The following is a 13409-nucleotide window of genomic DNA, read 5'->3' on the forward strand; positions in this document are numbered from 1 at the left end:
AAGAGTGCCTGTACGCTCCGCGCCCCGGGATGGGTGTCGGGGCGCACGACTCTTGTCAATGCGGACCTGAGGGGTACTGGATGAACAAGCTGTTACTGGGTACGGCCCTGTCCCTGTGCATGAGTGCTGCGCTGGCACAGCAGGGCGGGGTGGTGCCGCCGGATCTGCAGACGGTGGCCCAGGAGGAGCTGGCGTTGCGGCAGGAGATGCAGGCCCGCATCGAACGCTACGCAACCGATGAGAATGGGCTCCGGCAGGCCGTCGCGGCGGCGCAGGAGCGCACGGTCTTCTGCGGTTACTGTCACGGGGAGGATGGCAACAGCACCCGGGAGTACATCCCCAATCTCGCCGGCCAGAATCCGACCTATCTCCTGGACCAGTTCGACCGCTTCGGTGACGGACGGCGCAAGGACTTCGTCATGGCGGAACTGGCCAAGAGCTTCACCGACGAGGAGAAGGTGAACCTGGCCATCTACTACTCGACCCTGGAGATGCGCCCCGCGGGCGGGGATGCGGAGAAGGCGGTCGCAGGTCAGGTGATCTTCACCGAGCAGTGCGCCCAGTGCCACGGACCCGACGCCAAGGGCGAGGCGGGTTATGCCCGCCTGGCCGGGCAGCGTCCCACCTACGTGGTGAAGATGCTCCAGGAGTTCCGCGACAAGACCGGTCGGCGCGCCAACCCGTGGATGAGCGCCGTGGCGGTGCGCCTCAGCGATGCGGACATGGCGGCGGTGGCGGCCTACCTGGCCAACCTCAAGTAGTCACGTCCGTCCCGATTTCGCATAATGGGGCCGGCCTCGGGACGGTCCCAGGGGCCTGAACGACCAGGAGAGGTGTCATGGCGAACAGGTCCTTGCGCTCCATTCACGTGCCTGCCCCCGGCCGGGGCGGCGCGGGTCCGGTCGGGGCGGATTGCCCATGAGGCCCCTGCCCACGGATATCCGCATCCGGCCGGCCCGGGCGGGGGACATGCCGGCGATGCTCGCGGTGCTCGAGCTCGTCAACATGCACCGCATTCCCTCCCCGGAGATGCCGGAGCTGGACTGGCGCTGCTGCTTCGTCGCCGAGAACGGCAGCGGCCGCGTGCTGGGCATGTCCGGCTACAAGGTCCTCTCGTCCACCGAGGGCAAGACCACCCTGATGGCGGTGCATCCCGACTGCAAGGGGACGGGCATCGGCCATGCCCTGCAGGTCCGGCGCATGGAGGCGCTGCTGGAGCTGGGCGTCGAGTGGCTCACCACCAACGCCGACCGGCCCGAGACGATCGCCTGGTACAAGAAACACTTCGGCTACCGGGAGGTGGGTACCCTGGCCAAGGAGCACGAGTTCGGACTGCCCGGGGTGGACCACTGGACCACCCTGCGCACCAACCTCCGGGACTGGCGCTCGCGGCGGAACGGTGGCTGAGCGCGTGATCGGCTACCACGGGACGCTCGAGTCAACCGATGCCCTCTACGGCGGCGAGGGGATGCCGCCGCTCATCATCAACTGCTGCCTGACCGGCATCGTTCCCACCAAGTCGGTCAATCCCCACGTGCCGGTCTCGGTGGAGGAGATCGTCGAGGACGCCTGCCGGGTGGCGGAAGCCGGGGCGAGCATGCTCCATATCCATGCCCGCGACGCCGAGGGCATCCATACCTGGCGCCCGGAACCCTACGCCCGCATCTTCAGCGCCATCCGCCGTCATCACCCGGAAGTGATCCTGGTGGCGACCACCAGCGGCCGCTCGGTGCCGTCGCTGGAGTGCCGCGCCGCGGTTCTCGACCTGGAGGGCGAGGCCCGGCCCGACATGGCCTCCCTCACGCTGGGGTCCCTGAACTTTCCCCGCACCGCCTCCTGCAATGACCCGGAAACCATCCAGGGGCTGGCCCGCTGCATGGCCGAGCGGGGCATCCGTCCCGAGCTGGAGGTGTTCGAGCCGGGGATGCTCAACTACGCCTTCTACCTGCTGCGCAAGGGCTTGCTGCACGCCCCCTGCTACGTGAATTTCCTGCTTGGCTCGCTGGGCGCCATGGCCGGCCGGGTGGCGGATCTCGCCCACCTGGTCCGGGACGTGCCGGCGGACTGGACCTGGGCGGCCGCGGGCATCGGACGCTACCAGCTGCCCATCAATACCGCGGCCATCGTGATGGGCGGCCACGTGCGCGTGGGCCTGGAGGACAACCTGTTCCTGGATGCCGGCAAGCGCGAACCGGCCTCGAACGTGGCGCTGGTGGAACGGGTGGTGCGCATCGGCGGCGAGCTGGAGCGGCCGATCGCGACGCCCGCCCAGGCCCGGCGGCTGATCGGGCTGGCCTCCGGCGGCCGCGGCGCCTGAGGGCGTCAGGCGTCCGCCGGAGGGGGCTCCTGGCGCCGGTTCTCCCCGGCAATCTCCTCCAGGGCGGCGCGATTCGTGAAGCTGATGGCTCCTCGCTCCTCGAACATCAGGCCGCGCCGCTTGAAATCGTTCATGATGCGCGAGGTGGTCTCGAGGGTGATCCCCAGCGTGTTGGCAATCACCTCGCGGCTGAGCCGGGAGGTGTCCTCCTCGCCGTGCCGCTCGCCCAGATGCAGCATCAGCCGGGCCAGGCGCGCCGGGGCCGGACCGGTGGCGAAGCTGGTCAGGAAATGATCGGCCTCGTCGGCGCTCTTCTGCATGGACCTGAGCAGGGAGCCGGCCATGCCGGGGTGGCGCTGGCGCATGGCGTTGACGAGCACGATGGGGATGCGGCTGACCTCGGTCCGCCGCGCCGCGGCGGCGGTGTGGCGGTAGCGCCCGTCCACGAGCAGCTCCAGGCCCAGGGTGTCGCCGGGGTGGGCCAGCCGGACGATGCGCTCCCCGCCCCAACGGGTCTGCTGCACCAGGGCCACCAGGCCGGAGACAATGGTGAACACGGCGTTGCCCGCGGTGTCCTGCCTGTACAGGGTCGTGCGGGGGCGGTAGGCGAACCGGTCCACCGGGACCGGCAGCTCGTCGCCGCAGTTCGCGCACAGCTGCTCCAGCAGCTCGCCGGGCGGCACGGACGGCTGGCTGCATACCACCCGGCCGAGCCACTGGATATCCTGCCGATGGTTGACGGTGTCCGACATCAGTTCCGTGTTTTCCCCCCGGCGCCGGCGGCGCGGCGCCCCTTCCCCGCGGTCCTCACGGTTCCGCCTCCGTCGGTATCGGAATCCGGAGCCGGACTTCGAGTCCCTGGTGCTCCGGCGCGGTGAGCTCGATTTCCCAGCTGTAGAGCTCGCACAGCTGGCGGACGATGGCGAGCCCCAGCCCGCTGCCGCCGGTGTCGCGGCTGCGGGAGTTCTCGAGCCGGTGAAAGGGCCTGAAGACGGCTTCGCGCTGCCCGGCCGGAATGCCCGGGCCGCGGTCGATGATGCGCACCAGCGCCCGCCCGTCGCCGCAGCCGCAGGCGATGGTCACGGGCTGCTCGCCGCTGTAGCGCAGGGCGTTGTCCAGCAGGTTGCCCACGACCCGGCGAAACGCCTGGACGGGCAGCTCCAGCCGGCAGGGCGGGGCCGGCAGCAGCCGCAGCCGCTCGTTCCGGTACTCCTCCAGCAGCGCGCCGAGCTGGTCATTCAGCTCCACGCCCTGCAGCGCCTCCAGCCTGCTGCCGCGGGCCAGTTCCAGCGCCGCGGCGATGAGCCGGTCCATCTCCGCGATATCGCCGCGCATGCCGGCAACGAGGCCGGGATCGGAGTCGTGGAGCAGCTCGAGCGCCACCTCCATCCGTGCCAGCGGTGTGCGCAGATCATGGGAGATCCCCGCCAGCAGGGTCGTGCGGCTGGCGAGAAGGTCGCGCATCTCGCCCTGCATCCGGTTGAACGAGTGGGTGAGGTTGGCCAGCTCGCGCGGCCCGCCGACCGGCAGGGGCGGGACCGTCCGGCCGCGGCCCACCAGGCGGGTGGCGGATTCCAGCCGCTCCAGCGGCCGGATGATATGCCTGACCATCATCAGCGTGGTCAGCAGCAGGATGACGGCGCCGCCCGCGATGACGATGAGCAGGGCCAGGGGCAGGCGTTCACCGAGCCGGTCATCGGGGAAACCCACCTGCAGCGTCCGGCTGCCCATGGGAATGTCCACCCAGTACCACCCCGGGGTCGCGGGGTCGGCGCCTATCGGCGTGACGAAGCCCAGCCGATGCTCGAGCGCCTGCCGGAGCTGGCCCAGGTAGGGCTGCGTGGTGTCGGCGCCGGCGAGGGCGGAATCGGCGACGCGGATACGCAGGTGGTGGCGCCGATCGAGCTCCCGTTCGTAGTCGGGGCGGGTGGCGGGCGGCAGTTCGACCCAGGTCTGCGAAGAGAGCACCAGCAGGGCGGCGAGGTCATCGGCGGCCCGCTTGGCCACCGGCCGGATGAGGTACTGGTAGCTGGTGGCGGCGCTCAGCAGGGCGAACAGCAACAGGGCCGCGCCGACGCTCAGGCCGGTGCGCGCGAACAGGGTGCTCGGCAGGGACAGGCTCACCGGGACAGGGGCTCCCCCTGGGGCGTGAACATGTAACCCTTGCCCCAGACCGTGCGGATGAACACCGGATTGGCGGGGTCTCTTTCGAGCTTGCGCCGCAGCCGGGTGACGCGCACGTCGATGCTGCGGTCGAAGGGGGAGCGATCGAAGCCCTTGATGAGATCCACCAGCATGTCCCGGGTCAGGACCCGGTTGGGATGGTGGACGAATGCATCCAGCAGCCCCAGTTCGCCGCTGGTCAGCGGGATGCGCTCCTGCGCCCGGGTGAGCTGCTGGCTGGCCGGATCGAAGCGGAATTCGCCGAAGCGGATCCCGTCGGACCGGGGGGTCTCGGCGGATTCCCCCGCGGGTCCGTGACGGCGCAGGACCGCGCGGATCCGGGCCAGCAGCTCGCGGGGATTGAACGGCTTGGGCAGATAGTCGTCGGCGCCCACCTCCAGGCCCACGATCCGGTCCACCTCCTCCCCCCGCGCCGAGAGCATGATGATGGGTATGTCGGTGGCGCCCCGCAGGCGCCGGGCGATGCTGAGGCCGTCCTCGCCGGGCAGCATCAGGTCGAGGACGATGAGATCCGGCTGCGTCCCGACGAGCAGGCGATCCATCTCCACCGCGTCCGCCGCGCAGCGGACCTCGAACCCGTTCTCGCCCAGGTAGCGTTGCAGCAGGCTGCGCAGCCCGGCGTCGTCGTCTACCACGAGTACATGGGGAGAATCCGTTTTCATGAGCAAAGCGTACCAGATGGCGCCGCGGCGAGGGTTGACCGGAAAACGCAATGAAACAGCTTGAAACACTTTGCCGCGCCCGGGAAACACCCGGGAAACCGCCATCTCCTAGCCTGACAGCGCAGGTGAGGCCTCGCGGTGGGGCCTCTGTCAGTCAACTATGGAAGAGGTAACGGTAATGACGCACAAGGAACTTTACAGGGTGATCGGGCTCGGCCTGCTGCTTTGCGGCGCGCCTCTCTATGCTGCCGATGAAGCGGCGACCCAGGACCAGACCCAGGACCAGACCCAGGACCAGACCCAGGACCAGACCCAGGACCAGACCCAGGATCAGACCCAGGATCAGACCGTGGCCGAGGCCGAGGCCAGCGTCAGCGCGGAGGCGGCGGTGCCCGACACCACCCCGGTGCGGGAACAGGTCGGCTACATGAATCAGGTGCGGCAGCAGGTGATGCTCCAGGCCCGCGAGAAGGCCCAGCAGGGCGTCCAGACCGCCAGCCAGCTCCGTGAGCAGGCGATGACCCGGGCCCGCGAAACGGTCCAGTACGGCGTCGAAACCGCCACCCAGGCCCGCGAACAGACCCAACTCGAGGCTTCCCTCGAGGGTACGGGTGAGGGGTATGATGGGGGCGGTGAAGGCGCGCTGGCCGCTTCGGGCTCCGCCGGCGGCCTGAGCGGCGGCATCGGTGGCGGCATCGGAGTCGGGCTCGGCGGTGGTTTCGGCGGCAGTGCCAGCGCCGGCGGCAGCGTCGGTGGCGGCAGCCTCGGCGGCGCCCTCGGTGGAGGTCTCGGCGGACTCGGCGGTGGCCGTGGGCGTTGAGCCCGGTTTCATGAGGTAGTTGGTCAGAGTCGAAGATGAGAAGGTTGGATGCATCCCTGGGAATACTGCTCCTGATGCTGGTCATCGGCATCGGGCCGGCGCTTGCCCAGGAAGAGACGCCACTCCCTGACACCGGCTTTCTGCCGCCGGGGTTGTCATCTGCCGATCTCGAACCGGCGGAATCCGGCTCATCGGATTCCGCCGGCTTCGGTTCGCCTTTCCAGTCCTCGCCCGAACGCAACGGCCGCGACCTCCTGCGGCCGGATCCCGCCTACAGGCTGGGCGGGGATGCCTCTTCCTTCAGCCTTGGTCTCGATCTCAAGAAGGAACGGAAGGATGAAGGGGGCGCAGAATCAGGCAATCCCGCCGGCAGCGGCGGCACCTGGTTCGGCATGGGTTACGAGGCCCGCAGGCAACAGGGCGGAATCAGCGGCGGCGGTGGCGCTTCCATTGGCCTGGATTCTGTTTCCGGCGCCGGAGGCGGCGCCGTGGGCGGTGCGGTAGGGGGCGCGAAGGGGGCGGCCAGGGGTCGCTGAAGGCCGCTTCCGCAACCGGCCTGGATCAAGGATCCTGGGCCAACGCCTCCAGACCGGCGGGATCGACGCAACGGAAATGCCCTTCCTCTTCCTCCACCAGGCCGCGGCGCTTGAAATCCGCCATGATGCGTGAGGCCGTTTCGGTGGAGATCCCCAGTACCCCCGCCAGCACGTCGCGTCCGATCCGGGTGGAGCTCGGTGATGCGCTCCGATCATCGCACAGCCTCAACAGCAGCCGCGCCATGCGTACCGGCGCCGCACCGGTGGCGAAGGCGGTGATGAAGCGATCGGCCTCGTCCACGCTCTCCTGCCAGCGGCGTATCAGCTCGCGATGCAGTTCCGTATGGCGCTGCTTGAGTTCGCTCAGGACCACGATGGGTATCCGGCACGCCTCGCTCTCCTGCACGGCCACCGCCGTGTGGTGGTAGCGGCCGTCCACGAGCAGTTCCAGGCCGGCCACGCCACCGGGCCGGACCAGGCGCACGATGCGCTCGACGCCCTTGGGCAGGTGGCGGACCAGCTTCACCAGGCCGGAACGCAGGGTGTAGATGGAGTCCCCGCGCTGGTCCAGTTCGTAGAGGGTGGTCTTGGGGCCGAAGCCGAAGCGGTCGATGGGGGCCGTCAGGGCCTCCAGGCTCTCATCCGGCACGGGCGAGAAAAGGGCGTGAACCCGGATCGGGCAGTTCGTGCAATCAGCACGCCCCAGCCAGTTCACGTCGGTGGAGCGGATTTTGGAGTCCCGACTCACCGGAAAACCTCCCTGCGTCAATCAATAACAGGTCCGCCTCCGGTGACAACGGGAGTTTCGAGACCGATTTCCTTATCTTTTCAAAATCGCTGCTTGTTACGGCAAAGGGTACGGCATTGGGAAAAAAATGACAATCCGCACATATAGATAGGAAGTATTGACGATGCGCTGGATTATCTGTTGCTGAGGATGATAATTATCAAATAAATACGTTTTTTCTCGTGACTATCATCAGTGACAGGTCAGGGCGGATAAAGAATAATTTGCCCCATAATAACAAAATCCCGTTGCCTTCCCGATTCAATTCCACCCGGAAGGCGGGACAGAGACTGCCCGAGGAAGATGTCCGGCCATGAATGGCTGTTATACCCGCCGGGCACGCCGTGCCCGTGCCCTGTTGTTCATCGCGCTCGTGCTGGTTTCCACCCTGCTGGGTTGGCAATGGTTGCCGGTGCTGGATTGGGCCGAGGCGGTGGAGGGCATCAACATCCTGTTCGGATTCCAGGCGGCTCCCGTCAGGAAGGCGGACGCCCCATCGCTCCTGAATGATTCCGACATCCGCGCCGGAAGCGGTGTGGATTGCGCTGGTACCGCCGGGGTGGCGCCGGAGGCGGAGCTCAGGGTTCAGCCTTCAGCAGCACGGGACTCGCGATGAGCTCATGCCAGTGGGTTCCTGTCCTCAGCAGCGGGCTCATCTGGGCCTCGGACATGGGGCGGGTGAAGAGGAAGCCCTGGCCGTAGCGGCAGCCGTAGTCCTGCAGCAGGTTGATCTGGTCGCGGTGGTCGATGCCCTCGGCAATGACCTCCATGTGGTTGATCTGCGCCAGCTCGGTCAGTGCCCGGACGATGCCCTGGCTCTTGCGGTTCAGCAGCATGGAGCTGACGAAGGAGCGATCGACCTTGAGGACGTCGATGGGAAAGCGATGGAGGTAGTTCAGGCTGGAGTAGCCGGTGCCGAAATCGTCCACCGCTACGCGCAGGCCGAGCTCCTTCAGCTTGTCCAGGGCGATGGCGGCCCGATCCGGGTCCTGCATCAGCACCCGCTCGGTGATTTCGACCACCACGTGACGGGGGTCCACGCCGCTGTCGTAGACCACGCTGCCAATCCGGCCGATGAAGTTCTGATCCAGGAACTGGCGGCTGGAGGTGTTGATGCTCATGTAGAGCGGTGGGCCCTTCCTCCCGTGCGGCAGGCTCTCCTGGAAGCGCAGCAGCGCCTGGCAGGCCTCCTCGAAGATCCATAACCCGATGGGGACGATGAGCCCGGTCTCCTCCATCACCCCGATGAACTCGTCGGGCGAGACCAGCCCCCGTACCGGATGATTCCAGCGGATCAGCACCTCGAGTCCGGCAATCTCGCCGGTCTCGAGAGAGACGATGGCCTGGTAGTAGGGACGGAACTCGCGGCGTTCGAAGGCGTTGAGCAGATCCTGCTGGAAACGCAGCTGGGTGAGCACGTAATCGCGGCTGTCCCAGGCCTGCTGGCGGTCGCGGTGCCGCTCGCCGTCGGGGTTGCGCTCGCTCTGGCTGCGGCGATCGTCGGTATCCAGCTCGCGCAGCCGCTTGAGGATGACGTGCAGGAACAGCTTCAGCAGGGGATCCGTTCCATCGAGCCGGTCGCGGACATATTCGCGGTTGATGACCAGGACCTCGGTGTCCTGGACGGCGGTGGCGGTGGCCGAGCGCAGGCCGTCGTCGATGAGCGCCATCTCGCCGAAGATCTCCCCCTCGGTGAGCAGCGCCATGACCCGCCTCTCGCCCCGTTGCAGGGCAGCGATCTCGACCATTCCCTTTTCAATGATATAGGCGGCGGTGCCCGGTTCCCCTTCCCTGAAGATGATCGATCCGCTGCGGAACGTTTTCTTGAAATTCTGGGTGGTCACCCCATGTTTCGCCGATGCGTTCCGGCCTCCCGTAACCCCATGTTCAGCCAACAATAGCTTAGTGAAGTGGCGTTATCCAGCTTTGCCTCGCATGCCCCGCGCGGCGTTGTCGCACCCGCCATCGATGAATATAGTGTTCCCTGCCCGCGGCCCCGGGAGAGCGCATCTTCTCCAGGGGAGGCCGCCACCCGGAACAGGAGATGATCGAATGCCCGCCTATCTGCCTTTCGAAGTCGTGATGGAGGCGCTGGAGAGCGGCATGCCGCCGGCGGCCGACGCCGGCTTTCTCGGCGCCCGGCTCGACCCCGCGGAGGCGGCGCTGGTGCTGCTGCCCGTGCCCTGGGAGGCCACCACCTCCTATGGCGGCGGGGCCAGCGCGGCGCCCGCCGCCATCGTCGCCGCCAGCCACCAGCTCGACCTCGAGGATGGCGCCTTCGGCCGGCCCTATCGCGCGGGTATCGCCTTCCTGCCCGAGGACGGGACCATCCGCGCCCTCGACGAACGGGCCCGGCCCCAGGCGCGGAAGGTGATCGAGGCGCTGGAGGAGGGCGGCGAGGCCGCCGCCGAGCTGGCGCTGGTGAACGGTGCCAGCCGCGAGGTCAACGAACGGGTCCTGGCCGCCGCCCGCGACGTGCTCGCCTCGGGCCGGCACATCGGCGTGGTGGGTGGCGATCACTCCGCGCCGGAAGGGCTGATCCAGGCCCTGGCCGAGGCCCATCCGGAGGGCTTCGGGATTCTCCACCTCGACGCCCATCATGACCTGCGCGAGGCCTACGAGGGTTTCACCGGATCCCACGCCTCCATCTTCCACAACGTGATGGAGCGCATCCCGCAGGTGGAGCGGCTGGTCCAGGTGGGCATCCGCGACTATTCCCGGGCCGAGCGGAAGTACGCCGAGGCGCTTGGCGAGCGGTGCCGGGCCTGGTACGGCCGCGACCTCTTCCGCCTGCGCGCCGAGGGTGTCGCCTTCGGCGAGGTGGTGCGGCGCATCCTCGCCGACCTGCCGGAGCGGGTCTATGTCTCCTTCGACATCGATGCCCTCGACCCCCCCTACTGCCCTTCCACCGGCACCCCGGTTCCCGGCGGGCTCAGCTACGACGAGGCCTGCTACCTGCTCGAGGCGCTGGCGGAGAGCGGGCGCCGGGTCATCGGCTTCGATCTCTGCGAGGTGGCCCCGGGGCCGGACGGCGACGAGTGGGACGCCAACGTCGGCGCCCGCATTCTCTACCGCCTCTGCGGCTGCCTGCTCAGGAGCCGGGGACTCTGCTGAGGGGAGCGGCGCCGGGGGCGCCGGCCGTCAACGGGGTTCAGGGGCGGGTGTCCCGGCCTTGTGGACACGCCGGGTAGTCCACCACCACCACCAGGGGCAGGTGATCCGAAGCCACCGCCGCCGGCGCCGCGGCATGGGCGCGCACCTCCCGGACCAGCCCGGCGGGGCGGGACCAGACCCGGTCCAGGGCCAGGAACGGCCGGCGCGCGGGGAAGGCCGCCGGTACCGGCCTGGCGCCCAGGCGGCGGTTCAGCCGCCGCAGGCTGCCGGCCATGGGAATCCACTCGTTGAAGTCGCCGAGCAGCAGCAGCGGCAGTCCGCGGCGCTCATCCAGGATTTCCATCAGCTTCCCCACCTGGCGGCGGCGCTCACGCCGCCCCAGGCCGAGGTGGGTGGCGATCACCCGCAGGGGACCGGCCGGAAGAACCAGCACGGCGTCTATGGCGCCCCGGGGCTCGCGCCCCGGCTCGCTGAGGTCGTGGCGGTGCAGCGTCCGTACGGGGAAGCGGGTCAGCAGGACGTTGCCGTAGCTGCGATCCGAGCTGACGATGGTGGGGCCGGGGATGGGCGTCAGCGCCGTCGCGGCCGCGAGCCGCTCCATCTGGACCGAATCGCTCAGGGTGCCCGGGCGCGAGTCCACCTCCTGGAGGGCGACGATCCCGGCGCCGGTGGCGCGGATGACAGCGGCCACGCGCCGGGGATCCCGTAGCCCGTCGCCGCCCAGCGCCCCGTGGATGTTGTAGGTGGCGGCCAGCAGGGATGGCTGGCCCGGTCCGGCGCCGGCTGCCCGCATTCAGCCCGACCTCCCCGAGCCGAGCAGGCGGCGCAGGGTCAGGGCGCCGCCCACCAGCACCGCGGCCACGGCCACCAGCAGCAGAAGGGTGCCGGGCCCCGGATCGGCGAGCGCCCGGAGCAGGCTGCCGGAAAAGACGGCCAGGCCGAGCACGCCCGGCGCCAGGCCGAGGGCCGAACCGAGCAGGAATGCCCCGAGACGCAGGTGGGTGGCCCCGGCCACCAGGTTGACCACCGTGTAGGGAGCCACCGGCACCAGCCGCAGCATCGCCACCGCCAATATCCCCTGGTCCGCGAGCCGGCGGCTCAGGCGGTGCAGCCGCGATCCGCTCAGTCGATCGAGGCCCGATCTTCCCAGTACCCGTCCCAGCAGGAAACCGCACAGGGCGCTGATCAGCGCCCCGGCGAATGCGCAGGCGAAGCCCAGCCAGGGCCCGAGCAGCAATCCGGCCGCGACCACCAGCAGGGTCAGCGGCGCCATCAGCAGGCTGGCGGCGACGAACGCCGCCAGCACCAGGGTCTCGCGGATGACAGGGGTGCGCGCCGTCTCCAGCCACGCCGCCAGCCGCTCGGGGGTCAGCCACTCGGCCAGCGGTGACCAGCGCCACGCGGCGGCGGCGGTCAGCAGCACGCCGATGAAGCCGAGAAACAGACCCAGCCGGCGGCGGCCGTGCCCATGCCGGGAGGCGGGTATGAAGCGGCGCACGAAGTAGTCGGGACTGATGGGCTCGTCGGGATCGATCAGCCCGCTGTCGGGCAGCCGTTCCGCCGCCGCCCCGCCGTCGCTCTCCAGCGGCCGCAGGCTGCGTCCCTTGCCGCGCAGCCGCTCCACAGCGGCCAGCAGGGAGCCCTGCCGGGTCTCCTCGGCGGCCACCGCGGCGGCCGGCCGATCGAGGTGCTCGCCCAGCAGCCGGTGGCGGAAGTTTCTCACCGCCTCGCGCGCCGCTTCCCCGGCGTCCGCCTCGAGGGCGAGGTCGCATTCGCTGTCGAGTCCCAGCGACCGGTCGCTGGTATTGGAGGAGCCGATGCGCAGCAGGCGATCGTCGACGACGAGCAGCTTCGCATGGACGCTGATGCACTCCTCCTCGCCCAGGCCCGGCTGGTGGGGGTGGTAGACCCCGAAACGGTGGTGGCGATCGGCTTGGCGCAGCGTCTCCAGGCGCCGGCCGCGGAGGGCGTCCATGGTGACCTGCTCCAGCCAGCCGCCGGTGTGCCGGGGGAGCACGAGCATGACCTCGGGCCCGTCGGGCTCCTGCAGGCGCCGGGCCAGCGCGCTGGTGAGCCGCTGCGAAGTGAAATACTGGTTCTCGATGTAGATCCAGCGGCGGGCGGCCTCGATCCCGTCGAGGTAGAGCCGCTCCACTTCCCGTACCGCCACCCGGTCTTCGTACTCCGGCAGGGTGCGGGCGATGGCGATCTCCTGATCCCGGAGCGCCGGCTCCACCGAGGGCGGCCAGGGATCGGTGCCGGTTGCCGGTGCCGGCGCGGGTGGCCGCCCGGGGCTGCCGGAGGCGTCCCAGCGCGCGCGGGCCAGCTCGCCCAGGGCGCGGGCCGCCGGACCGTCCACGGCCATCATCAGATCGTGGAACGGCGGGTAGGGCTTGCCGTCGGGATCGATGCGGCGGGGATCGTCCGGGCGATGCGCGGGGGTGTCCCAGCGCCAGCGGCTGAGGTCGATGCCGCCGGCGAAGGCCAGCCGGTCGTCCACCACCACCAGCTTCTGGTGCTGGGATCCTCCCGGGGGGTGGCGGGAATCCAGCTGCAGGTGCAGCCGCGTGTGGCCCTGCAGGCGCAACCGCCAGCGCTGGAACAGTTCGCGCTCGGGAGTGTAGATGACGTGGAAATCCCAGATGAGCAGGTGGATTTCCAGCTCCGGGTTCCGCTCCAGCAGCCGGGCCAGGTACTCGGCCAGGGGGGGCGGATCGGGTTCGCCGGTGCCGGCACCCCGGCCCAGCGGCTCACGCCGATCGAAGTCCCAGCCGAGGATGAGGATGCTGTGGCGGGCCGCGTCGCATGCCTCCCGCAGCGCCTCGAAGTAGGCCGCCGTGTCGACGATGAGGCCGACCCGCGCGGCCCGCTCCAGACGCCAGCAGTTGACCCCGGGCCGCAGGATGGGCGCAGTCTCCGCACCCGCGGTCCCGTGGGGCGTGTCCGCCGTGGGGGTGTCCATGCCCATACCCTAGGCCGGGAACCGGCG

The 13409-nt window shown here is 69.4% G+C and carries 14 protein-coding genes; 7 read left to right on the forward strand and 7 right to left on the reverse strand.

The genetic code is table 11. The features are described 5' to 3' along the window. Positions 1–80 precede the first annotated feature (80 nt). The 3 genes from DFQ59_RS11705 to DFQ59_RS11715 all read left to right on the forward strand — a co-directional run bounded on the left by DFQ59_RS11705 (position 81) and on the right by DFQ59_RS11715 (position 2317). The gene (locus tag DFQ59_RS11705) at positions 81–761 is read left to right on the forward strand and encodes a c-type cytochrome (RefSeq protein WP_170142139.1); all 681 of its coding nucleotides are present in this window, start codon (positions 81–83) and stop codon (positions 759–761) included. Between the two features lie 157 nt (positions 762–918). Further along, complete coding sequence (locus DFQ59_RS11710) at positions 919–1407, forward strand: GNAT family N-acetyltransferase (RefSeq protein WP_114279892.1); 489 nt, start codon at positions 919–921, stop codon at positions 1405–1407. Further along, positions 1400–2317 (forward strand): beta-keto acid cleavage family enzyme, encoded by a 918-nt coding sequence (locus tag DFQ59_RS11715; protein ID WP_211314915.1) that lies wholly within the window; start codon positions 1400–1402, stop codon positions 2315–2317. The genes DFQ59_RS11710 and DFQ59_RS11715 overlap by 8 nt, the downstream gene beginning before the upstream one ends. A gap of 5 nt (positions 2318–2322) precedes the next feature. On the opposite strand, the gene DFQ59_RS11720 is transcribed toward DFQ59_RS11715, so the two are convergent. From DFQ59_RS11720 to DFQ59_RS11730, 3 genes are read right to left on the reverse strand one after another with little or no spacing between them, the layout of a single operon-like run. Continuing rightward, the gene (locus DFQ59_RS11720) at positions 2323–3069 is read right to left on the reverse strand and encodes a Crp/Fnr family transcriptional regulator (RefSeq protein ID WP_114279893.1); all 747 of its coding nucleotides are present in this window, start codon (positions 3067–3069) and stop codon (positions 2323–2325) included. Between the two features lie 55 nt (positions 3070–3124). Further along, positions 3125–4441, reverse strand: a complete 1317-nt coding sequence (locus DFQ59_RS11725) for an ATP-binding protein (protein ID WP_114279894.1) — start codon at positions 4439–4441, stop codon at positions 3125–3127. After that, positions 4438–5163 carry a response regulator gene (locus DFQ59_RS11730; RefSeq protein ID WP_114279895.1) on the reverse strand — a complete coding sequence of 242 codons (726 nt, stop codon included), beginning with the start codon at positions 5161–5163 and terminating at the stop codon, positions 4438–4440. Before DFQ59_RS11730 ends, DFQ59_RS11725 begins: the two co-directional genes overlap by 4 nt. A 178-nt stretch (positions 5164–5341) precedes the next feature. Here DFQ59_RS11730 and DFQ59_RS11735 point away from each other — a divergent pair, with 178 nt between their 5' ends. Beyond that, positions 5342–5983 carry a hypothetical protein gene (locus DFQ59_RS11735; RefSeq protein ID WP_114279896.1) on the forward strand — a complete coding sequence of 214 codons (642 nt, stop codon included), beginning with the start codon at positions 5342–5344 and terminating at the stop codon, positions 5981–5983. A gap of 74 nt (positions 5984–6057) precedes the next feature. After that, complete coding sequence (locus tag DFQ59_RS11740) at positions 6058–6519, forward strand: hypothetical protein (RefSeq protein ID WP_147275241.1); 462 nt, start codon at positions 6058–6060, stop codon at positions 6517–6519. A gap of 25 nt (positions 6520–6544) precedes the next feature. On the opposite strand, the gene DFQ59_RS11745 is transcribed toward DFQ59_RS11740, so the two are convergent. After that, positions 6545–7267 carry a Crp/Fnr family transcriptional regulator gene (locus DFQ59_RS11745; RefSeq protein ID WP_170142141.1) on the reverse strand — a complete coding sequence of 241 codons (723 nt, stop codon included), beginning with the start codon at positions 7265–7267 and terminating at the stop codon, positions 6545–6547. Positions 7268–7664: 397 nt separating this feature from the next. On the opposite strand from DFQ59_RS11745, the gene DFQ59_RS11750 reads away from it, so the two are divergent. Then, on the forward strand, positions 7665–7922 hold the full coding sequence (locus tag DFQ59_RS11750; RefSeq protein WP_147275242.1) for a hypothetical protein: 258 nt from the start codon (positions 7665–7667) through the stop codon (positions 7920–7922). On the opposite strand, the gene DFQ59_RS11755 is transcribed toward DFQ59_RS11750, so the two are convergent. Continuing rightward, positions 7885–9150 carry an EAL domain-containing protein gene (locus tag DFQ59_RS11755; RefSeq protein WP_170142142.1) on the reverse strand — a complete coding sequence of 422 codons (1266 nt, stop codon included), beginning with the start codon at positions 9148–9150 and terminating at the stop codon, positions 7885–7887. The genes DFQ59_RS11750 and DFQ59_RS11755 overlap by 38 nt on opposite strands. A gap of 208 nt (positions 9151–9358) precedes the next feature. Between DFQ59_RS11755 and DFQ59_RS11760 the strand changes: the two genes are divergently transcribed. Next, the gene (locus DFQ59_RS11760; protein ID WP_170142143.1) at positions 9359–10420 is read left to right on the forward strand and encodes an arginase family protein; all 1062 of its coding nucleotides are present in this window, start codon (positions 9359–9361) and stop codon (positions 10418–10420) included. Between the two features lie 37 nt (positions 10421–10457). Here DFQ59_RS11760 and DFQ59_RS11765 read toward each other — a convergent pair whose 3' ends face one another. Both DFQ59_RS11765 and DFQ59_RS11770 read right to left on the reverse strand, forming a co-directional pair. Then, positions 10458–11213: an endonuclease/exonuclease/phosphatase family protein gene (locus tag DFQ59_RS11765; RefSeq protein ID WP_114279901.1), complete on the reverse strand. Its 756-nt coding sequence runs from the start codon at positions 11211–11213 to the stop codon at positions 10458–10460. Then, a complete protein-coding gene (locus DFQ59_RS11770; RefSeq protein ID WP_114279985.1) occupies positions 11214–13382 on the reverse strand; it encodes a VTT domain-containing protein in 2169 nt (722 codons plus the stop codon). Positions 13383–13409: the final 27 nt, after the last annotated feature.

Origin of the sequence: Thioalbus denitrificans, assembly GCF_003337735.1 — a bacterium.
Classification (GTDB): Bacteria; Pseudomonadota; Gammaproteobacteria; order DSM-26407; family DSM-26407; genus Thioalbus; species Thioalbus denitrificans.

What these genes read in the sequence shown, in the direction of transcription:
- DFQ59_RS11705 (WP_170142139.1), top strand. Translation starts at nt 81, where the DNA reads ATGAACAAGCTGTTACTGGGTACGGCCCTGTCCCTGTGCATGAGTGCT.
- DFQ59_RS11710 (WP_114279892.1), top strand. Translation starts at nt 919, where the DNA reads ATGAGGCCCCTGCCCACGGATATCCGCATCCGGCCGGCCCGGGCGGGG.
- DFQ59_RS11720 (WP_114279893.1), bottom strand. Translation starts at nt 3,069, where the DNA reads ATGTCGGACACCGTCAACCATCGGCAGGATATCCAGTGGCTCGGCCGG.
- DFQ59_RS11730 (WP_114279895.1), bottom strand. Translation starts at nt 5,163, where the DNA reads ATGAAAACGGATTCTCCCCATGTACTCGTGGTAGACGACGACGCCGGG.
- DFQ59_RS11735 (WP_114279896.1), top strand. Translation starts at nt 5,342, where the DNA reads ATGACGCACAAGGAACTTTACAGGGTGATCGGGCTCGGCCTGCTGCTT.
- DFQ59_RS11740 (WP_147275241.1), top strand. Translation starts at nt 6,058, where the DNA reads ATGCTGGTCATCGGCATCGGGCCGGCGCTTGCCCAGGAAGAGACGCCA.
- DFQ59_RS11760 (WP_170142143.1), top strand. Translation starts at nt 9,359, where the DNA reads ATGCCCGCCTATCTGCCTTTCGAAGTCGTGATGGAGGCGCTGGAGAGC.
- DFQ59_RS11765 (WP_114279901.1), bottom strand. Translation starts at nt 11,213, where the DNA reads ATGCGGGCAGCCGGCGCCGGACCGGGCCAGCCATCCCTGCTGGCCGCC.
- DFQ59_RS11770 (WP_114279985.1), bottom strand. Translation starts at nt 13,382, where the DNA reads ATGGACACCCCCACGGCGGACACGCCCCACGGGACCGCGGGTGCGGAG.